Raw genomic sequence first — 20,637 nt, 5'->3', positions numbered from 1 at the left:
AAACTTTTTGTACTTCTGATAATAAGTAATTTCTTGCTCCATCTACACCTTTGATCGCCATTATATCATGAGGGTTAACTGAACCTTCTGTAATTTCGTCTCCAGCTTCGATTATTTGGTCTGTAGTAACTTTTACTCTTGAACCAAATGGTATATCATAGCTTACTTCTTCGCCCTCTGGGCTCATAACGTGAACTGTTTTCTTTTTCTTAGTATCTTCAACTCTTACAGTACCACCAATTTCACTTACTATTGCAAGACCTTTTGGTTTTCTAGCTTCAAATAACTCTTCAACCCTTGGAAGACCTTGAGTGATATCTCCAGCTGAGGCAACCCCTCCTGTATGGAAGGTTCTCATTGTAAGCTGAGTACCTGGTTCTCCGATTGATTGAGCTGCTATTATACCAACTGCTTCCCCGATATTTATCTCTTTAGCAGTTGCCATATTCATACCGTAACATTTTGAACATACACCAACTTTACAATCACATGTAAATACTGATCTAATCTTAACCTTTTTAACTCCAGCATCTGATACTTTTTCTGCAAGTTCTGCATCCATGTAAGTATCGTTTGGAACTATAACTTCACCAGTTTCTGGGTGAATTACGTCCTCTGCTGTGTATCTTCCAGTTAATCTTTCTTTTAATTCTTCGATGATCTCGTTACCTTCTTTGATTTCTGAAACACAAATACCATTTGTGCTTCCACAATCTTCTGATCTTACGATAACATCTTGTGATACGTCAACAAGTCTTCTTGTTAAGTATCCTGAGTCAGCAGTCTTAAGCGCTGTATCTGCGTTACCTTTTCTAGCTCCGTGAGTAGATATGAAGTACTCAAGTACGTCAAGACCTTCTCTGAATGAAGCTCTGATTGGTAACTCAAGGATTTTACCTGATGGACTTGCCATAAGTCCTCTCATACCAGCTAGCTGTTTGATCTGTGACTTAGATCCTCTGGCTCCAGAGTCTGCCATCATGAATATTGGATTGAATTTATCAAGACTATCCATAAGTGCATCGGCAACTTCTTCAGTTGTCTTAGTCCACTTCTCGATAACTCTTTCATATCTTTCATCTTCTGATATGAATCCTCTTTTATACATTTTTTCAATCTTATCAACTGTTGCATCTGCATCATCTAATAATTCGTATTTCTTTTGAGGTACTATCATATCTGACGCAGCTACTGTTATAGCTCCGATTGATGAATAGTGATATCCTAATGCTTTGATTCTATCTAGCATTATTGAAGTTTGAGTTGGACCATGCTTCATGTAGCATTTATCTATAATAGTTCCTAATGACTTTTTAGTTATTAAGAAATCTACTTCTAACTTGAATGTTTCTTCAGGATTTGATCTATCGATAAATCCTAAGTCTTGAGGAATTGATTCGTTAAATATTAACTTACCAACAGTAGTTTTGATAACTCCTGATTTCATTTCCCCATCAATTTCTTTAAACATTTTTACAAATATATCTGCGTGAATGCTTATTGCTTTAACTTCGTAAGCCATTATAGCTTCATCTTTAGATGAGAAGTATTTACCGCTACCTAAAGCACCTTCTTTATCTAAAGTGATGTAGTATGATCCTAGAACCATATCCTGAGTAGGTACACATACTGGTTTACCATCTGATGGTTTCATTATGTTACCTGCAGCTAGCATTAAGAATCTAGCTTCTGCTTGAGCCTCTACTGATAATGGAACGTGAACTGCCATTTGGTCTCCATCGAAGTCAGCGTTGTATGCTGTACATACTAATGGGTGAAGTTTGATAGCTCTACCTTCTACTAATACAGGTTGGAATGCTTGAATTCCAAGTCTGTGAAGAGTAGGAGCACGGTTAAGTAATACTGGATGGTCTGTGATAACTTGTTCTAAGATATCCCATACTTGTGGCATTACTCTTTCTACCATTCTTTTCGCACTCTTAATGTTGTGTGCTACTCCATCAGCTACAAGTTTCTTCATTACGAAAGGCTTGAATAATTCAAGTGCCATTTCTTTTGGAAGTCCGCATTGGTACATTTGTAACTCAGGTCCAACAACGATAACTGATCTTCCTGAGTAGTCAACCCTCTTACCAAGAAGGTTTTGTCTAAATCTACCTTGCTTACCTTTAAGCATATCTGATAATGATTTAAGTGGTCTGTTTCCAGGTCCTGTAACAGCTCTTCCTCTTCTACCATTATCTATTAGAGCATCCACTGCTTCTTGAAGCATTCTCTTCTCGTTTCTAACGATAATATCTGGTGCTCCTAGATCTAATAACTTTTTAAGTCTGTTATTTCTGTTAATAACTCTTCTATATAAGTCATTTAAATCTGATGTAGCAAATCTTCCACCATCTAATTGAACCATAGGTCTTAAATCTGGTGGGATTACTGGAATTACGTTTATAATCATCCATCTTGGATCATTTCCTGAAGATTTGAATGACTCAATAACTTCAAGTCTTCTGATTATTCTAACTTTCTTTTGTCCAGTACTTTGCTTTAATTCTTCTTTTAAATCTCTTGCTGATCCTTCTAAGTCGATTTCTCCTAAAAGTTCTTGAACAGCTTCTGCACCCATTCCAGCTACAAAGCTTTCTTCACCATACTTATCTACAGCTTCTCTATATTCTTTTTCATTAAGAAGTTGCTTCTTTAATAATGGTGTTTCTTTTGGATCAATTACAACATATGAAGCAAAGTATAAGATTTTTTCAAGAGATCTTGGTGACATATCTAAGATTAATCCCATTCTTGATGGAATTCCTTTGAAGTACCAAATATGAGATACAGGAGCAGCAAGTTCGATGTGCCCCATTCTCTCTCTTCTTACTTTAGCTTTAGTAACTTCAACTCCACATCTGTCACAAACGATACCTTTATATCTTACTCTTTTATACTTTCCACAGTGACATTCCCAGTCTTTAATAGGTCCAAAAATTCTTTCACAGAATAGACCATCTCTCTCTGGTTTTAAAGTTCTGTAGTTAATAGTTTCAGGTTTTTTAACTTCTCCCCTTGACCATTCTCTGATTTGTTCAGGGGATGCTAAGCCAATTTGCATGGCGTCAAAATTATTTAATTCAAACAAGGGTAAGCCTCCCTTCAAAATTAGTGTTCATCATTAAAATCTTCAAGATCTAAGTTATCATCTAACTCTTCTAATTGGAATCCTTCAAACTCTTCCTCTTCTTCGTCTTCGTTTGAAGTATAACCATCATTAGTTTCCATAGTAGGTTGAGCTGGAACGAATTCCTCTGTTCCTTCTATGTTAACTTCTAATTCACCGTTGTTGTCTTCATTTTCTTCAGTTAATTCTTTTATCTTAACTTCTTCATTCTTACTATTAAGAACTCTTACATCTAAGCATAACGCTTGTAATTCTTTAATAAGAACTTTGAATGATTCTGGAACTCCTGGTTCTGGTATGTTTTCACCCTTAACGATAGCTTCGTAAGTTTTAACTCTACCAACAACATCATCAGACTTAACAGTTAATATTTCTTGTAATGTATGTGCTGCACCGTACGCTTCAAGTGCCCAAACTTCCATCTCTCCAAATCTCTGTCCACCGAACTGAGCTTTACCACCTAGTGGTTGTTGAGTTACTAGTGAGTAAGGACCTGTTGATCTTGCGTGAATCTTATCGTCAACTAAGTGAGCAAGTTTCAGGATATACATGATACCTACTGTTACTTCGTTATCGAAAGCTTCTCCAGTTCTTCCATCGAAAAGAACTGTTTTACCGTTAGCATTGTATCCAGCATCTACTAAACATTGTTCTATATTCTCTTCTGTTGCACCGTCGAATACAGGAGTAGCAATGTGCCATCCTAATTGACTAGCTGCCCATCCTAAGTGAACTTCAAGTACCTGACCGATGTTCATACGTGATGGAACCCCTAGTGGGTTTAAGCAGATTTGAAGTGGTCTTCCATCTGGTAAGAATGGCATATCTTCTTCAGGTAATACCCTTGAGATAACCCCTTTGTTACCATGACGTCCAGCCATCTTATCTCCAACAGAGATTTTTCTTTTTTGTGCTATATAAGCTCTTACAAGTTCGTTAACTCCAGGATTTAATTCATCACCATTTTCTCTAGTGAATACTTTGATATCAACTATGATACCAGCTTCCCCGTGAGGTACTCTTAATGAAGTATCTCTAACTTCTCTTGCTTTTTCACCGAATATAGCTCTTAATAATCTTTCTTCAGCAGTTAATTCAGTTTCTCCTTTTGGTGTAACTTTACCAACTAAGATATCTCCTGATCTAACTTCAGCACCGATTCTGATTATTCCTCTTTCATCTATATCTTTTAAAGCATCTTCACTTACGTTAGGAATATCCCTAGTTATTTCTTCAGGTCCTAATTTAGTGTCTCTAGCTTCACATTCATATTCTTCTATGTGGATTGATGTAAATACATCTTCTCTTACTAACTCTTCTGAGATAAGCATAGCATCCTCATAGTTGTAACCTTCCCAAGTTATGAATCCCATTCTGATATTTTTACCTAATGCGATTTCTCCTAGGTCAGTTGAAGGACCGTCTGCTAGTACTTGGTTTTTGAATACCATCTCACCAACACTAACTAATGGTCTTTGATTTATACAAGTACCTTGGTTACTTCTTTTGAACTTTAATAACTTGTATGTGTCGATTCCACCATCAACATCTCTTTTTACTTTTATTTCACTAGCACTTACATAAGTAACTGTTCCAGCGTTCTTCGCTTTTGGAAGAACCCCTGAATCAGCTGCTGCTCTGTACTCAATTCCTGTTCCTACTATAGGAGCTTGTGGCTTTAATAGTGGTACTGCTTGACGTTGCATGTTTGATCCCATTAGAGCTCTTGATGCGTCATCATTCTCAAGGAATGGTATCATAGCTGTTGCTACTGAAACGATTTGTCTAGGTGATACGTCCATAAGATCTACATCTGAAGCAGGAACTACTATAACTTCTTCCATATATCTAACTGTTACTTTATCGTGAATGAAGTTTCCATCCTCATCTAAAGGTTCGTTAGCTTGGGCTACAAGGTATTGGTCCTCTTCGTCAGCTGTAAAGTATCTTATTTCCATAGTTGCTCTCTTATTAGCTTTATCAACAATTCTGTATGGAGTTTCAATAAATCCATATTCGTTAACTTTAGCATAAGTTGCAAGAGAGTTTATAAGACCTATGTTTGGTCCCTCTGGAGTCTCGATTGGACACATTCTACCATAATGAGAGTGGTGAACGTCTCTAACTTCGAAACCAGCTCTTTCTCTTGAAAGACCTCCTGGTCCTAAAGCTGAAAGTCTTCTCTTGTGAGTTAACTCTGAAAGTGGATTTGTTTGATCCATGAATTGTGATAATTGTGAACTACCAAAGAATTCTTTAATAGCTGCAGCAACTGGTCTTATATTGATAAGCATTTGAGGTGTTATCGCTTCTTGGTCTTGAATAGTCATTCTCTCTCTAACTACTCTTTCCATTCTTGATAAACCAATTCTGAATTGGTTTTGAAGTAATTCACCAACAGATCTTAATCTTCTATTTCCTAAGTGATCAATATCATCTATATATCCTATTCCATAAGCTAATCCTAATTCATAGCTGATAGTTGCAAAGATATCATCTTTGATTATGTGCTTAGGTATTAATTTGTTTATGTTTTTCTTAATTTCTTCTTTAATTGTTTCTTCATCTGTAAAGTTGTCTAAGATTTCTTTAAGAGTTGGATAGTGTACTTGTTCTTTAACATTTAAATCAGAAATATCGAATGATACAACTTTTTCTAAATTAACAAAGTGGCTACCTATAACTCTAACAACTTTATCTTCTACTAAAACATCTACTGAGTTAATTCCAGCATTTTGAATAGTTTCTGCCATATCTCTGCTGATTTTCTCTCCTTGCTCTACCATTATTTCACCTGTTGTAGGATTAACTACGTCTACAGCTGCAACTTGGTTTGCAATTCTTAAGTTAATAGCAAGTTTTTTGTTAAACTTGTATCTACCTACTCTTGACATGTCGTATCTTTTTGCATCGAAGAATAATGAATCGATTAATGATACAGCACTTTCTACAGTAGGTGGCTCACCTGGTCTTAATCTCTTATAGATCTCAAGTAAAGCTTCTTCTTCTGTTTTAGTGTTATCTTTTTCTATTGAAGCTCTAAATCTTTCTTCTTCACCGAAGTAATCTAAAAGCTCTTGATCGCTTCCTATACCCATAGCTCTAGCTAAGATACTTATTGGAAGTTTTCTTGTTTTGTCGATTCTTACGTATATAATATCGTTTGAATCTGTTTCATACTCAAGCCATGCTCCTCTATTTGGAATAACAGTTGATGAGAATAATCTTTTACCATTCTTATCTCTTGTTTGGCTATAGTATACACCTGGAGATCTAACTAATTGGCTGACGATAACTCTCTCAGCTCCATTAATTATAAAAGTTCCTTGTTCTGTCATTAATGGGAAATCACCCATAAATACTTCTTGCTCTTTTATTTCTCCTGTTTCAGTATTAGTAAGTCTTACTGATACTTTTAGTGGTGCTGCATAAGTTGAATCTCTCTCCTTACACTCTTCCACTGAGTACTTGATATTTTCTTTATCAAGTTTGTAATCAACGAATTCAAGTACTAGATTCCCTGTGAAATTTCCAATAGGATTAATGTCATCAAATACTTCATGAAGACCTTCCTTTAAAAACCACTCGTATGAATCTAATTGTACTTCGATAAGATTTGGCATATCTGTTACATCTTTAACTTTACCAAAACTCATTCTTGTTCTTTTTCCAGATTGGACAGGATGTACCATGAATTTTCACCCCTTGTATAAACTAAAATAACCAAAAGCATAACTTCCCTAAGGACTTTAGCTTTCGGACAGCATCTTGATAGTGATATAATCGCTATTATTGATTATACCTTATTTTCGACTAAATATACTTCTCCATATTGAATAGTACATTTAATGATAGTATCACACCTTATGTGTTATGTCAACATATTATTTTATCAATAAATTAATATATTTATATTTTTATAAAAATTTATAGCATGTTTACAACCCCATACTATAAATAAAACTATATAAAGTATCCTGAATTTTGTGGATATTTTATATAGTTTCAAAATTAGTGGAAATAAAAAGGTGCTATAAAAGCACCTTTCTATATAATTACTATTACTAAAGTAAGTCAAATACTATTTAACTTCTACTTCTGCTCCAACTTCAGCTAATTTAGCTTTCATTTCTTCAGCAGCTTCTTTAGCTACAGCTTCTTTAAGTGTTTTAGGAGCTCCATCAACTATTTCTTTAGCTTCTTTTAATCCTAAACCAGTTATTTCTCTAACTACTTTGATAACTTTGATTTTGTTAGCTCCAGCGTTAGTTAATACTACGTCGAACTCTGATTTTTCTTCTGCAGCAGCTCCTGCTACAGCTCCAGCAGCTGCAACTGGTGCAGCAGCGCTTACTCCGAACTCCTCTTCGCAAGCAGTTACTAATTCGTTTAATTCTAAAACTGTCATTTCTTTTATAGCTTGAATGATATCTTCTCTTGTCATTTTAATTGCACCTCCAAAATTTTTAAAACCAAATTAATTCTTTGAATTAATTCTATTATTCAGCTGATTCAGCTTCTTTTTTCTCTTTTATTGCGTTTAATAAGTATGCAAGATTTGATAATGGGCTCTTGATACTTCCAAGAAGTTTCGCAATAAGAACTTCTTTTGATGGTATTGAAGCGATTTTTGTGATTTGATCTTTATCATAAACATCACCTTCAACTATACCAGCTTTTAACTCAAGTTTTTTGTGATCCTTAGCGAAATCATTTAAAACTCTTGCAGCTACTGTTGCATCGTCATATCCGAATGCTATTGAAACAGGACCTTCTAAGTATTCTACAACACCATCGAATCCTAATTCTTTAGCAGCTAAAGTAACTAAAGTATTTTTGTATACTTTGTATTCTACTCCAGCCTCTCTTAAGTTCTTTCTTAATTGAGTATCTTCTTCAACAGTTAAACCTTGATAATCAGTTAAAACAACACCTTTTGCTTTTTCTAATTTTTCTCTGATTTCAGCAACTTTTGCTTCTTTTAATTGTCTGTTCTTGTTCACTGTGTGTCCACCTCCTCACAGTATTACCTGCTCTATTATATTAATAAAGGTCTTCCCGTAGACAGAGGAAGACCTGAAATTAAACATGTATTTAAGGACCCTCGGTAGGTTGTTTACGTTATGCCGTTAAGCACCTACTGTCTACGGAACTATATTTCTTTTTTCAACATGAATTATTGTATCACTTAAGTTTAACTAAGTCAACTACTTTTTTCGTCAAATTATAAAACTTTTACTGGGTTGATTCTAGCACCAGGTCCCATTGTGCTTGATACAGTTACTGATTTAATGTATTGTCCTTTAGCAGCAGCTGGTTTAGCTTTTACTAAAGCATCCATTAATGTTGCGAAGTTGTCTTGTAATTTTTCAACTCCGAATGATTTTTTACCGATTGGGCAGTGTACGATAGCTGTTTTATCAACTCTGTACTCTACTTTACCAGCTTTGATGTCAGCGATTGCTTTAGCTACATCAAATGTTACTGTTCCTGATTTAGGGTTTGGCATTAATCCTTTAGGTCCTAAGACTCTACCAATTCTACCAACTACACCCATCATATCTGGAGTAGCTACAACTACATCGTAGTCGAACCAGTTTTCTGATTGGATCTTTTGAACTAATTCTTCAGCTCCAACGAAATCTGCTCCCGCTTCTTGAGCTTCGTTTGCTTTATCTCCTTTAGCAAAAACTAAAACTTTTACTTCTTTACCTGTTCCGTGTGGTAATACTACAGCACCTCTAACTTGTTGGTCTGCGTGTCTTGGATCTACCCCAAGTCTTACGTGTAATTCGATTGTTTCATCGAAGTTAGCTTTTGCAGTTTTTACAGATAGCTCTAAAGCTTCTTCTGGATTGTATAAAGCATTTTTGTCTATTAACTTTGCACTTTCAACATATTTCTTTCCCATTTATAAGCCTCCTTTGTGGTATTAGCGGTTTTTACCTCCCACTATTTTTAATGAAAATTACTCTTCTACAGTTACACCCATACTTCTTGCTGTACCAGCAACCATTCTCATAGCGCTTTCTACAGATGCAGCATTTAAGTCAGGCATTTTGATTTCTGCGATTTTCTTAACTTGCTCTTTAGTTAAAGTACCAACTTTAGTTTTGTTTGGTACTCCTGATCCGCTTTCAAGTCCTAATTCTTTTTTGATTAGTACTGCAGCTGGTGGAGTTTTTAGTATAAAACTAAATGATCTGTCTTGGTATACTGTGATAACTACTGGTATTATTAGTCCAGCTTTATCAGCAGTTTTTGCGTTGAACTCCTTACAGAATCCCATGATGTTTACACCGTGTTGTCCTAATGCAGGACCTACTGGTGGTGCTGGAGTTGCCTTTCCTGCAGCAAGTTGAAGTTTAATCATTCCAGTTACTTTCTTAGCCATTTTATTATTCCTCCTATACTGTGGTATATACGGATAACTTATTTCTTGTTTTGTTATCCTCCCACTTGATTAAAATCAGCTATAAATTAAACTAATTTTTCAATTTGATTGAATTCTAGCTCAGCTAATGTTTCTCTTCCAAACATATCAACTGATGCTTTGATTTTGTGTTGCTCTAGATTAATCTCTTGGATAGTTGCAACGAATTCTCTAAGTGGTCCAGAGATAACTCTTACACTTTCACCTACTTCAAGATCTACATCAGATGGTAGTTCAACAACTCCCATTGATTCAACCTCGTAGTCAGTAAGAGGCACTGGTTTAGAACCAGGTCCTACGAATCCTGTAACTCCTCTAGTGTTTCTTACAACATACCAAGATTCATCTGTCATTAGCATCTTCACAATTACGTAACCTGGGAACTTTTTCTTTAAAGTTACTTTTTGCTTACCATCTTTTTCTTCGATAGCTTCTTCCATAGGAATTTGGATATCTTGAATAAGATGTTCTAAGTTTCTGTTTTCAACAACTTTTTCGATGTTTACTTTTACTTTATTTTCGTACCCAGAATACGTATGTACTACGTACCATCTTGCTCTTTCACTCATATTTCCTTCAGTGATAGACACCTACTAAACCTCCTTTTATTTAAGTTTCAAAACTACTTCAAAGAGGTTTTGAAAAATGTAGTCTAGTCCGCCTACTAACACTATGTATACTAGGGCGAACCCAAGAACTGCAATTAATGCTTTCTTTGTTTCTTCTTTTGAAGGCCATGTTATTCTTTTTAATTCAGCTAACACGTCTTTAAAGAAGTTTGACTTGCCCCCTTTAGTAGAAGCAGTGCTTTTTACTTTTTTACTAGTCATAAATTCACATCCTTACTCTTATATAAGTCTGTGTCATTTCTAAAATCGCTTTGAATTACTTAGTTTCTCTATGAAGAGTATGCTTTTTACAGAATTTGCAGTATTTGTTCATTTCCATTCTGTCTGGGTTGTTTTTCTTATTCTTCATTGAGTTGTAGTTTCTTTGTTTACACTCTGTGCATGCTAAAGTTATTTTTACTCTCACGGTTCGCACCTCCAGTTTTTATATATATATTCTAAGAGTTAATTTCCTCTTACTGTATCTAAAAATCGTGATTGTGTGTTACTTTCTCACATTATCACAATTCTTTTACCATGTCAATAATATACTCTTTATAAAGGACTAGGTAGTTAAACCCAGTCCTATATAATTATATATTTAATTAGTATATATATTTGATTCTAAGTTTTAAATTACTCGATTATTGAATTAACAACTCCTGAACCTACTGTTCTTCCACCTTCTCTGATCGCGAATCTTAATCCTTCGTCCATTGCAACTGGAGTGATTAGTTCAACGTTCATGTCGATGTGATCTCCTGGCATTACCATTTCCATTCCGTCTGGTAATTTGATTGATCCTGTTACGTCAGTAGTTCTGAAGTAGAATTGTGGTCTGTATCCATCGAAGAATGGAGTATGTCTTCCACCTTCTTCTTTTTTAAGTACGTATACTTGACCTACGAATTTTTTGTGTGGTTTAACTGATCCAGTTTTAGCTAAAACTTGACCTCTTTCGATTTCTGTTCTTTGGATTCCTCTTAATAATGCTCCGATGTTATCTCCAGCTTGTGCGTTGTCTAATAACTTTCTGAACATTTCTATTCCTGTTACAACAGTTTTCTTAGTTTCTTCTTTAATTCCTACGATCTCAACTTCTTCACCAACGTTTAAGATACCACTTTCAACTCTACCAGTTGCAACTGTTCCTCTTCCTGTTATTGTGAATACGTCCTCGATTGGCATTAAGAATGGTTTATCTGTAGCTCTCTCTGGAGTTGGGATATACTCATCTACTGCTTTCATTAACTCATCGATACAAGCTGTTGCAGCTTCATCAGTTGGGTTTTCTAAAGCTTTTAATGCTGATCCAGTTATTACTGGGATGTCGTCTCCTGGGAAATCGTACTCGCTTAATAGCTCTCTTACTTCCATTTCAACTAATTCTAATAATTCTTCGTCATCTACCATATCTGCTTTGTTTAAGAATACTACGATGTGGTCAACTCCAACTCTTGATGCAAGTAGGATATGCTCTCTTGTTTGAGGCATTGGACCGTCTGCAGCTGAACAAACTAAGATAGCTCCGTCCATTTGAGCAGCACCAGTGATCATGTTCTTAACGTAGTCAGCATGTCCTGGACAGTCAACGTGTGCGTAGTGTCTGTTTTCTGTTTCGTACTCAACGTGTGCAGTGTTGATTGTGATTCCTCTTTCTTTTTCTTCTGGAGCTTTATCGATTTCGTCATATTTGAATGACTCAGCGAATCCTTTGTTTGCTAAAACAGTTGTTATAGCAGCTGTTAATGTAGTTTTACCGTGGTCAACGTGACCGATAGTTCCAATATTTACGTGTGGTTTACTTCTTTCAAATTTTGCTTTTGACATTGTAAAATCCTCCTTCATTTCCTAATAAACTTTGCCTAGCGTGTTATATAACTAAATCGCTGGAGCTCACGACCGGAATCGAACCGATGCCTTCCGCTAAATTTTAAGCGTTGCTCTCCCAACTGAGCTACATGGGCACTCTATTTGGTTTATTTTTTAAATATACCAATTATAAAGTTTACTATCATTTTTTTGCTTTGTCAATATCTATTTAATCACTTTAAATCTAGTGATTTTTCAAGTTTTCTTTTAACTCTTTGAAGTGCGTTATCAATTGATTTTGCTTGCCTGTCTAAATCACAAGCAATCTCTTGATATGATTTACCATCTAAATAAGAATTTAACACCTTAAGTTCTAACTTAGATAGTACTTTTTGCATTTCTGATTCTATTCTCTTTAGTTCCTCTTGACTGATTATAAGTTCTTCTGGATCTGTAATTTTAAGACCAGCTAAAACATCCAAGAGCGTTCTTTCTGATTCCTCTTCATATATAGGTTTATTAAGTGAAATATATGTATTTAGAGGTATGTGTTTTTGTCTTGTTGCTGTTTTTATAGCTGTGATTATTTGTCTTGTTACACAAAGCTCAGCAAACGCCCTAAATGATGTTAATTTTTCAGGATTAAAATCTCTTATAGCTTTATATAATCCTATCATGCCTTCTTGATATATGTCTTCTTTGTCTGCTCCTATCAAAAAGTAAGATTTAGCCTTCGATTTAACAAATAATTCGTATTTGTTTATAAGAAATTCCTGAGCTCTTTTATTACCATTTTTCGCTTCTACAACTATTTCTTCATCTGTCTTTTTGTCTAAATCTATGAACTTATTCATAGAGCACCCACTATTCTCCATACTCCCCCTCCGAACTTAAAGCCTTAATTTATCTAGCTCTTTCTCATTTCTTCTAGTTTTTTTAAAACATCGCCATCTAAATTATCCCATACATTATTTTTGGTTGATGCCTTTATCTTATTCGTTTTTTCTGTTATTTTATCTTCTACTTTCATAACATCACTATAAAATTCTAGCGATGATATTCTAGTTGCGCCCCTTTGGAAGATTGTTTGTTGCTCTAAAGAATCTGATGTTACTACGTAAACTTCAAATCTCCTACCTATAGAGTGGACTTTCTTTTCAATGTAAGCATCAGCTGTTTCGCCGTCTTTAGTAAAGATAACCGCTAGATTTTCTGAGCATTTTTCTTCTTTTTCTATGCTTCCTTGAACCTTGTGTGCATCAAAAACTAAATTGACTAAACAATTATTATAGCTACTGAAATTGTGTAATTTGTCTATTAAATTTTGTCTTGCGCCTTCAAAACTAACATCTTTATCTTCCTTTAAATCTGGCCAACTATTTATTACATTATACCCATCTACATAATAAATCTTCACGCTTTTTATACCTCTTCTATTTTAGTCTACCTTTTAAGACCTCATACATCATTATACCACCAGCTACTGACGCATTTAAAGAATTTATCTTACCAATCATAGGAATTTTAACTAATTTGTCACATTTTTTTAGAGTTAATTTTGATATTCCTCTTCCTTCACTTCCTATAACTAGTGCACATGGACCATTAAAGTTCACTTCATAGCTGTATTCTGTTCCGTCTATATCTGCTCCATATACCCAAACGCCTTCTTCTTTTAGCTCATCTATTGTACTGTTTATGTTTGTAACTTTTGCTATTTTTACATGATTAACAGCTCCAACTGATGACTTGTATACTGTTGGTGTTACTCCTACGTTTCTTCTCTTAGGTATTATTATACCATGAACTCCACAAGTTTCAGCAGTTCTTATTATAGAACCTAAATTATGAGGGTCTTCTAGTTCATCTAATATAATTATAAATGGATCTTCTCCTTTATTTTTCGCAACTTCTAGTATATCCTTAACAGCACAGTATTTGTAAGGGGTAATTTTTGCTATTATTCCTTGGTGAACTGCACCTTCTGACATAGAGTCTAACTTTTTCTTATCTACTTATTTTATAACGATCTTTTTCTCTTTAGCAAGGCCTATAATAACGTTTATTGAACCTTCTTTATGTCCTTTTGCTATATATAAAGCTTCAATTGTTTTGTTTCCTTTAACAGCTTCCATAGCTGCATTTCTACCTATTAAGATATCTTCTCTAGTTGATTCTATAAACTCTTCGCTTCTTCTAGGTTTTCTCTCTTCTTTTTTAGGCTGTCTTTCTTCTCTTTTAGGCTTTTTAGTTTCTTTAATATTTTTTTGGTTTTTTGCCATTTTTTCTTTCTCCTATCTAACTTTTAGAAATTATTTAGAACAAATCTCTACACTTCTGTTAAATATATATTCTAACCTTTCTACGTTTCCTGTCAAATATAAATATCCAACTAACGCTTCAAATCCAGTTGCCATTCTATAATCTCTAACATCTGCATTTTTAGGAACTGTAGCTGATTTAGTATTTCTTCCTCTTTTATATATGTGTAGTTCTTCCTCTGTTAATTCACTTTCTAATTCGTGCATTATAAGCGCTTGACTTTTTGCTTTTACAAAATTTATAGCAGCTTTATGCATTTTGTGTACTGAAAGCCCACTATTGTTTGAAATTATATAATTTCTTATAAATATTTCATAAGCACCGTCACCTACTAATGCTAACTGAAGTGGATTTAATAGTCTAGCTTCGTATTTAGAAAATTCCTTTACTCTTAAATCATTTAACATTTTATTTCTCCTTTAAATAAAGGCTGCAATATATGCAGCCTTATATTTTTATTAGTTAACCTTTTTCCATCTAACACCTTGTGGTGTGTCTTCAAGAACTATTCCTCTATCTTTTAAATCATCTCTTATTTTATCTGATAAAGCAAAATCTTTATTTTTTCTAGCTTGTTGTCTTTCTTCTATTAATCTTTCAACTTCTTCTGCAAGTGCTGCGTCTTTAGTTGATTTTTGGAACATTCCAAGAGGTGCACCAAGTTCTCTAATTAAAGATAAAGCTTCTTTTGCAAGTTCTTTTGATGAATTTATATTTATGTTTGTGTTAGTGTCTTTTATTAGATCAAATATAGCTGTTATTGCATCTGCTGTGTTGAAATCATCATCCATTTTTTCGATGTATTTTTGTCTATATTTATCTAAGCTATTTAAATATGCCTTTTCTTCTTCATTCATCTCTTCTCTTGAAACTTCATCTATTAAATTTTCAAGGTTTCCTATAGCGTTATAGATTCTTTCAACTGATGATCTTGCTGAATCTAATAAATCTTTGCTGTAGTTAAGTTGAACTCTGTAGTGGCATGATAACATTAAAAATCTTATAACATCTGCATCATATTCTTTTAAAACGTCCCTTGCTGTGAAGAAGTTATTTAATGATTTAGACATTTTTTGATTGTTAACATTAACGTATGCTGAATGTAACCAATAATGAGCAAAAGGTTCACCTGTTAAGGCCTCACTTTGTGCTATCTCGTTTTCGTGGTGTGGGAATGCTAAGTCCATTCCGCCTGCGTGGATATCTATTGTGTCACCTAAAAGGTTCTTAGCCATGCATGAGCACTCTATATGCCACCCTGGTCTTCCTTCACCCCAAGGGCACTTCCAAGCAGGTTCTCCTTCTTTTTTTGCTTTCCAGATAGCAAAATCCATAGGGTCTTGCTTTCTTTCATCAACATTTATTCTAGCTCCAGCTTGTAAATCTTCTATGTTTTGCCCTGATAATTTACCGTAGCCTTCGAATTTTTTAGTACTAAAGTAAACATCTCCATCTACTTCATATGCATACCCTTTATCTATTAAGTCTTTTACGAATTTTATTATTTGACCTATAAATTCTGTAGCTCTAGGGTTAGTTGTAGCTCTTTCAATGTTTAATGCATCAGCATCAGTATAATATTCTTTTATATACTTATCTCCAACATTTTTAACTGTTATTCCTTCTTCGTTTGCTCTCTTTATCATCTTATCGTCTATATCTGTAAAGTTTTGAACGAAGTTTACTTTGTATCCTCTATATTCGAAATATCTTCTTATTGTATCAAATACTATAAAAGTTCTTCCATTTCCTATGTGGAAAAAGTTATAAACTGTAGGTCCGCAAACATACATCTTAACTTCTCCTTTAGTTATAGGGATAAATTCTTCTTTCTTTCTAGTTAATGTGTTATAAAGCTTCATTACTATTCCTCCTAACTATTTAAGTTTTAGGTTGTTTTTTTCAAACTCAGCTCTTACTTTATCTAAAACTTCTTCTATTTTTATTGTTTCGTTGTCTCCACCAGTTCTTAATTTAAATTCAACTTCTCCGTCTCCAATTTTCTTACCTACTGTAACTCTCATTGGAATTCCCATAAGTTCTGAATCTTTAAATTTAACCCCAGCTCTTTCTTTTCTATCATCAAGTAAAGCATCTACTCCCATAGCTAAAAGCCCTTCGTAAAGCTCTGTAGCTATTTTCATTTGCTCTTCATCTTTAGCGTTAACTGGTATAACTGATACGTGGTATGGAGCCACTGAAAGAGGCCATACTATACCAAACTCATCGTGGTGTTGTTCTACGATTGATGCAACTGTTCTAGTAACACCTATTCCGTAACATCCCATTATAAATGGTTTTTCTTTTCCGTCTTCTCCTATGAAGCTTGCGTTCATAGCTTCTGAGTACTTAGTTCCAAGTTTAAATATGTGTCCAACTTCAGTTCCTCTTGCTATAGTAACTTTTCCTCCACATCTTGGGCAAACTTCGCCTTCTTCTATGTTTCTGAAGTCTCCAACTGTTCCTTCGAAATCTCTTCCGTAGTTAACATTTTTTAAGTGGTATCCTGTTTCGTTAGCACCTACAACCATGTTATACATATTTTTAACTTCTGCATCAACTAATATTAAATCAGCTTTTAGCCCTACAGGACCTGCAAATCCAGTTTCTGAATTAGTAGCTTCAAATACCATTTCATGAGTTGCTAATTCTATATCAGTAGAAGCATTTGATGCGTTAGCTACCTTTACTTCGTTAACTTCTCTATCTCCTCTTACTAATACAGCAACAGTTTTTCCATCTACATTATATAATAGAGTTTTAACTGTTTTTTTGTTATCAACATTTAAGAAGCTTGAAACTTCTTCTATAGTTCTGCTGTTTGGAGTTTCGATTTTTTCCATTTCTAATAATGCTTCTTCTTCGCATTTATCGCCTACAGTTTCAGCTTTTTCTATGTTTGCTGCGTAATCACAAGTTGTGCAGAAAACTATATCATCTTCTCCAACTTCTGATTTAACCATAAATTCAGCTGAGTTTGATCCTCCGATTGCACCTGAATCTGCTTCAACGCATTTAGCATCTAACCCGCATCTATTAAATATTCTTACGTATGCATCGTGCATATCGTTAAATGACTTATCTAATCCTTCTTGATCTTTATCAAAGCTATAAGCATCTTTCATTATGAACTCTCTAGATCTCATAACTCCAAATCTTGGTCTTCTTTCATCTCTGTATTTAGTTTGAATTTGATAAAGATTTACTGGTAATTGTTTGTATGATTTTATTTCATTTCTAGCTATATCAGTAAATACTTCTTCGTGAGTAGGTCCTAGGCAGAATTGTCTTGAGTTTCTATCTGTTACTCTAAACATTTCTGGTCCGTATGCATCCCATCTTCCTGATTCTTGCCATAATTCTGCAGGTATAACAGCTGAAGCTAAGAATTCTTGAGCACCTGAGTTATTCATTTCTTCTCTTACTATATTTTCTACATTATTTAAAACTTTTACTCCTAAAGGTAAATGTGCATATATCCCTGATGCAACCTTTCTAATCATTCCTGATCTTAGCATTAACTTATGACTTGCTATTTCTGCTTCTGCTGGTACTTCTCTTAAAGTCGCAACTAGCATTTTTGACATTTTCATAATTCTACCTCCTAATATATTAACTTTTATTTTTTCTTAATTTAATAAAAGGTGTAATTAATTACTCCTTTTAACTTTAATAGATTAAATTTAAATAAATATGAATATAAAAAAGCCACCCTATTTATAAAATAGGGCGACTAATAAATCGCGGTACCACCTAAATTTGTATCTTTAAGTAATGATAACGGTATTAAACCGATAGTTTTTGCCTATTACTCAGAAGCTGGTTCAAAATCTAATTTGGAATCTTTCAGCCTAAGGATTCCTCTCTTTAAAAGGTGCGATTTCTACTATTCTTCTTCATAGTCTTTAACCTTTAATTCTATTTTATGCTAACATTATAGCTTTTAAAGAATTTACTGTCAATTAATTATTTAATACTAAATACTCACCTAAAATCAAATCTTCTGGTGTTGTAATTTTTATATTTGTGTATTCACCATCATATAAAAATACCTTATTACCATAAGTTTCAACAACCATAGTATCGTCTGTGACTTCTCTACCTTCGATTTTGATTTTTTCGTGGCATTTAGTTATTAAATCATATTTAAAAACTTGCGGTGTTTGAACTGAAACTAAGTCACTTCTTTTTGGTGTACTTTTAGAAAAAGAGTCTAAGTCTTTAACTTTTATAGTATCTTTAGGCATAACACCTGGTGCTGCTGCCCCGTACTCTTTAGCAAACTTTATTCCATTTGATATAATTTCATCACTTACAAAAGGCCTCGCCCCATCATGTATTAAAACTATGTCAGAATCTTTGCATTCTTTAAGACCATTATATACAGAGTCTTGTCTTTCTTTTCCACCTAAAACAATCTTACTTATATCTAAATCAAACTTATCTAAAATATTTTCTTTAAAATAATCTATTTCATCTTCTGGTAAAACAAGAACTATATTATCTATATCTTTATTATCTAAAAACTTTTTAATAGTATAGTATAGAATCGGTTTGTTTTTAAGCATTATAAATTGCTTACTAACTGATGCACCCATCCTCTTTCCTCTTCCACCTGAAAGAATAATAGCTGTATTCATATTAATTACTCTCCTAATTGTCTTTAGGCTTTGCAAATATCATTCTTCCTGCTGCTGTTTGAAGAACTGATGTAACTAAAACATCTATAGTTTCGTTTAAGTGCTTTTTACCACCTTCAACTACTATCATAGTTCCATCATCTAAATACGCAACACCTTGACTGTTTTCTTTTCCAAGCTTAACTATTTCAATTGTCATTTCTTCTCCTGGAATAACAACAGGTTTAATAGCGTTTGAAAGCTCGTTTATATTTAAAACTGGAACACCTTGAACCTCAGCAACTTTGTTTAAGTTGTAGTCATTTGTTACAACTTTTCCGTTTAGAGTTTGAGCTAGTTTTAAAAGCTTTGCATCTACTTCTGCGATTTTAGGAAAATCACCTTCGTAGATTTGAGTTTCTATATCTAATTCTTTTTGAATCTTGTTTAATATATCTAGTCCTCTTCTTCCTCTAACTCTTTTTAAAGAATCCGAAGAGTCTGCTATATGTCTAAGTTCATCTAAAACGAAATTAGGTATAACTAAAGGTCCTTCTACAAAACCAGTTTCACAAATATCAAATATTCTACCATCTATTATTACAGATGTATCTAAAACTTTTGGAATTGGTTTGTGTGCTTTTTCAGCTTCTTTTCTAGCCTTCTTTTCTTTTTGAGCTTTTTCTCTTATAGCACTATTCTTTTTTATATTAACTATCATAGCAGTTATGTCGTCTTTTTTATCTACAGTGATTTTTACACCTATTACTGCTGCTAAAATATTAATTAATATAAATAGGATTGGTCCAAGTGGTGCTAAAAAGTCATTTAAAGGACTCGCTAAAAAGAAAACTATTATAAGGGGTATGATAGCACCTATAGATCCGTATATTATTTCAGCTACTGAGAACCTTCTCATATTTGTTTCTGCTAAACCTATTAAATTTGAAATCCACTTATATATAGTCGGAGAAACCAAATATAAAATAATACCAAAAACTAATGAAATAAATATAACGAATAATACCCTACCTACCGCTGATGATAGATATTCCATATTTTGAAAAACATCTATCTTTAAAGCTGCTTCCCCTATTATATATCCTAGTAGTAAGCCTATTACAGTGAAAATCCCTCTTATTAATTTTTTTAACATTCCTTCACCTCCCTTTTAAATTCTTGCCATTTTATGATAATTAAATTCTATTTAAAATAAAGTTTTTTACTATAAATATAATTTATTTACCGTGAATTAATTATACCATACCATTTTATGGCTTTAGTGAAGTTTTTCTTAAATATAACTAAAGAATATTTATATTTTTCTTATACCCCCTATATTTTATAGCCATCCTAGTTTATCATTAGATTCATAAGATATATTTAGTTACATATAGAAATTTTATAAAATATTGCTAAGGAGTTGAAAAGAAATGAAAGACATAATTTTTGATGAATTTCAAAACTCAGTAGAAGATTCTTTACTACGTCACAAAAGTATTTTAGATATTCTAAGTAAGTATAATGAATCTAGTAGTAGAGTAAATAGAGCTATAACAAAAGCAGTTACTAATTGCGGTTGTATAGAGATAGATGCAAAAAAACAATGCATTCCTTCTGACGAAACTACCCTTTTAGAGTATAAAGAGTGTTTATCTAACCACTTAAAAGGAGAACTTTGTGATAATTGCAGAGAAGTAATCGAACAAG

The 20,637-nt window shown here is 33.7% G+C and carries 18 protein-coding genes, 1 pseudogene and 2 other annotated features; of the genes and pseudogenes, 1 reads left to right on the top strand and 18 read right to left on the bottom strand.

Annotated elements, in window-relative coordinates; translation table 11 throughout:
- The 18 genes and pseudogenes from rpoC to M4I33_RS15515 all read right to left on the bottom strand — a co-directional run.
- Positions 1–3,094, bottom strand: a 3,094-nt coding sequence (gene rpoC / locus M4I33_RS15600) for a DNA-directed RNA polymerase subunit beta' (protein ID WP_257917679.1), incomplete at its 3' end; no start/stop codon positions are given.
- A gap of 20 nt (positions 3,095–3,114) precedes the next feature.
- Positions 3,115–6,825 (bottom strand): DNA-directed RNA polymerase subunit beta, encoded by a 3,711-nt coding sequence (gene rpoB, locus M4I33_RS15595; RefSeq protein ID WP_257917678.1) that lies wholly within the window; start codon positions 6,823–6,825, stop codon positions 3,115–3,117.
- A 389-nt stretch (positions 6,826–7,214) separates the two neighbouring features.
- On the bottom strand, positions 7,215–7,577 hold the full coding sequence (gene rplL, locus M4I33_RS15590; RefSeq protein ID WP_194191652.1) for a 50S ribosomal protein L7/L12: 363 nt from the start codon (positions 7,575–7,577) through the stop codon (positions 7,215–7,217).
- 55 nt (positions 7,578–7,632) lie between these two features.
- Positions 7,633–8,136, bottom strand: a complete 504-nt coding sequence (gene rplJ, locus M4I33_RS15585; protein WP_194191651.1) for a 50S ribosomal protein L10 — start codon at positions 8,134–8,136, stop codon at positions 7,633–7,635.
- Positions 8,137–8,169: 33 nt separating this feature from the next.
- Positions 8,170–8,301, bottom strand: a sequence feature (ribosomal protein L10 leader region).
- A gap of 56 nt (positions 8,302–8,357) precedes the next feature.
- A complete protein-coding gene (rplA, locus tag M4I33_RS15580; protein ID WP_257917677.1) occupies positions 8,358–9,044 on the bottom strand; it encodes a 50S ribosomal protein L1 in 687 nt (228 codons plus the stop codon).
- Between the two features lie 57 nt (positions 9,045–9,101).
- Entirely contained in the window at positions 9,102–9,527 is a 426-nt protein-coding gene (rplK, locus tag M4I33_RS15575; protein WP_257917676.1) for a 50S ribosomal protein L11, read from the bottom strand.
- Between the two features lie 86 nt (positions 9,528–9,613).
- Positions 9,614–10,135, bottom strand: coding sequence for a transcription termination/antitermination protein NusG (nusG, locus tag M4I33_RS15570; RefSeq protein ID WP_194191874.1), 522 nt, complete (start codon positions 10,133–10,135; stop codon positions 9,614–9,616).
- A gap of 36 nt (positions 10,136–10,171) precedes the next feature.
- Positions 10,172–10,396: a preprotein translocase subunit SecE gene (gene secE / locus M4I33_RS15565; RefSeq protein ID WP_194191648.1), complete on the bottom strand. Its 225-nt coding sequence runs from the start codon at positions 10,394–10,396 to the stop codon at positions 10,172–10,174.
- A 55-nt stretch (positions 10,397–10,451) separates the two neighbouring features.
- Positions 10,452–10,601 carry a 50S ribosomal protein L33 gene (gene rpmG / locus M4I33_RS15560; RefSeq protein WP_257917675.1) on the bottom strand — a complete coding sequence of 50 codons (150 nt, stop codon included), beginning with the start codon at positions 10,599–10,601 and terminating at the stop codon, positions 10,452–10,454.
- A 209-nt stretch (positions 10,602–10,810) separates the two neighbouring features.
- Positions 10,811–12,004, bottom strand: coding sequence for an elongation factor Tu (gene tuf, locus M4I33_RS15555; RefSeq protein ID WP_257917674.1), 1,194 nt, complete (start codon positions 12,002–12,004; stop codon positions 10,811–10,813).
- A gap of 215 nt (positions 12,005–12,219) precedes the next feature.
- Positions 12,220–12,861, bottom strand: a complete 642-nt coding sequence (gene sigH / locus M4I33_RS15550; protein WP_374707719.1) for an RNA polymerase sporulation sigma factor SigH — start codon at positions 12,859–12,861, stop codon at positions 12,220–12,222.
- A 32-nt stretch (positions 12,862–12,893) separates the two neighbouring features.
- The gene (locus M4I33_RS15545) at positions 12,894–13,403 is read right to left on the bottom strand and encodes an NYN domain-containing protein (protein WP_257917673.1); all 510 of its coding nucleotides are present in this window, start codon (positions 13,401–13,403) and stop codon (positions 12,894–12,896) included.
- A gap of 16 nt (positions 13,404–13,419) precedes the next feature.
- Positions 13,420–14,268 (bottom strand): annotated as a pseudogene (gene rlmB / locus M4I33_RS15540) (23S rRNA (guanosine(2251)-2'-O)-methyltransferase RlmB).
- A gap of 30 nt (positions 14,269–14,298) precedes the next feature.
- Positions 14,299–14,715, bottom strand: a complete 417-nt coding sequence (locus M4I33_RS15535) for a Mini-ribonuclease 3 (protein WP_257917672.1) — start codon at positions 14,713–14,715, stop codon at positions 14,299–14,301.
- A 51-nt stretch (positions 14,716–14,766) separates the two neighbouring features.
- Positions 14,767–16,170, bottom strand: coding sequence for a cysteine--tRNA ligase (cysS, locus tag M4I33_RS15530; RefSeq protein WP_257917671.1), 1,404 nt, complete (start codon positions 16,168–16,170; stop codon positions 14,767–14,769).
- A gap of 15 nt (positions 16,171–16,185) precedes the next feature.
- Positions 16,186–17,901, bottom strand: a complete 1,716-nt coding sequence (locus tag M4I33_RS15525) for a proline--tRNA ligase (RefSeq protein WP_257917670.1) — start codon at positions 17,899–17,901, stop codon at positions 16,186–16,188.
- Between the two features lie 129 nt (positions 17,902–18,030).
- Positions 18,031–18,217 (bottom strand) — a binding site (T-box leader).
- A gap of 53 nt (positions 18,218–18,270) precedes the next feature.
- Positions 18,271–18,948, bottom strand: a complete 678-nt coding sequence (ispD, locus tag M4I33_RS15520) for a 2-C-methyl-D-erythritol 4-phosphate cytidylyltransferase (RefSeq protein WP_257917669.1) — start codon at positions 18,946–18,948, stop codon at positions 18,271–18,273.
- A 13-nt stretch (positions 18,949–18,961) separates the two neighbouring features.
- Positions 18,962–20,083, bottom strand: a complete 1,122-nt coding sequence (locus tag M4I33_RS15515) for a PIN/TRAM domain-containing protein (RefSeq protein WP_257917668.1) — start codon at positions 20,081–20,083, stop codon at positions 18,962–18,964.
- A gap of 277 nt (positions 20,084–20,360) precedes the next feature.
- On the opposite strand from M4I33_RS15515, the gene M4I33_RS15510 reads away from it, so the two are divergent.
- Positions 20,361–20,637, top strand: a 277-nt coding sequence (locus tag M4I33_RS15510) for a DUF1573 domain-containing protein (RefSeq protein ID WP_257917667.1), incomplete at its 3' end; no start/stop codon positions are given.

This window comes from Clostridium sp. LY3-2, from assembly GCF_024705715.1.
Lineage (GTDB): Bacteria > Bacillota > Clostridia > Clostridiales > Clostridiaceae > Clostridium.
Note: the sequence above shows the minus strand (reverse complement) of the source record. Positions and strands in the feature narration are given on the sequence as shown.

Excerpts from the sequence above, each read along its gene's own strand:
- rplA (WP_257917677.1), bottom strand. The coding sequence starts at position 9,044 with ATGGGAAAGAAATATGTTGAAAGTGCAAAGTTAATAGACAAAAATGCT.
- M4I33_RS15535 (WP_257917672.1), bottom strand. The coding sequence starts at position 14,715 with ATGTTAAATGATTTAAGAGTAAAGGAATTTTCTAAATACGAAGCTAGA.
- tuf (WP_257917674.1), bottom strand. The coding sequence starts at position 12,004 with ATGTCAAAAGCAAAATTTGAAAGAAGTAAACCACACGTAAATATTGGA.
- M4I33_RS15525 (WP_257917670.1), bottom strand. The coding sequence starts at position 17,901 with ATGAAAATGTCAAAAATGCTAGTTGCGACTTTAAGAGAAGTACCAGCA.
- nusG (WP_194191874.1), bottom strand. The coding sequence starts at position 10,135 with ATGAGTGAAAGAGCAAGATGGTACGTAGTACATACGTATTCTGGGTAC.
- rplK (WP_257917676.1), bottom strand. The coding sequence starts at position 9,527 with ATGGCTAAGAAAGTAACTGGAATGATTAAACTTCAACTTGCTGCAGGA.
- cysS (WP_257917671.1), bottom strand. The coding sequence starts at position 16,170 with ATGAAGCTTTATAACACATTAACTAGAAAGAAAGAAGAATTTATCCCT.
- rpoB (WP_257917678.1), bottom strand. The coding sequence starts at position 6,825 with ATGGTACATCCTGTCCAATCTGGAAAAAGAACAAGAATGAGTTTTGGT.
- rplL (WP_194191652.1), bottom strand. The coding sequence starts at position 7,577 with ATGACAAGAGAAGATATCATTCAAGCTATAAAAGAAATGACAGTTTTA.
- M4I33_RS15515 (WP_257917668.1), bottom strand. The coding sequence starts at position 20,083 with ATGTTAAAAAAATTAATAAGAGGGATTTTCACTGTAATAGGCTTACTA.
- secE (WP_194191648.1), bottom strand. The coding sequence starts at position 10,396 with ATGACTAGTAAAAAAGTAAAAAGCACTGCTTCTACTAAAGGGGGCAAG.
- sigH (WP_374707719.1), bottom strand. The coding sequence starts at position 12,861 with ATGGAGAATAGTGGGTGCTCTATGAATAAGTTCATAGATTTAGACAAA.
- ispD (WP_257917669.1), bottom strand. The coding sequence starts at position 18,948 with ATGAATACAGCTATTATTCTTTCAGGTGGAAGAGGAAAGAGGATGGGT.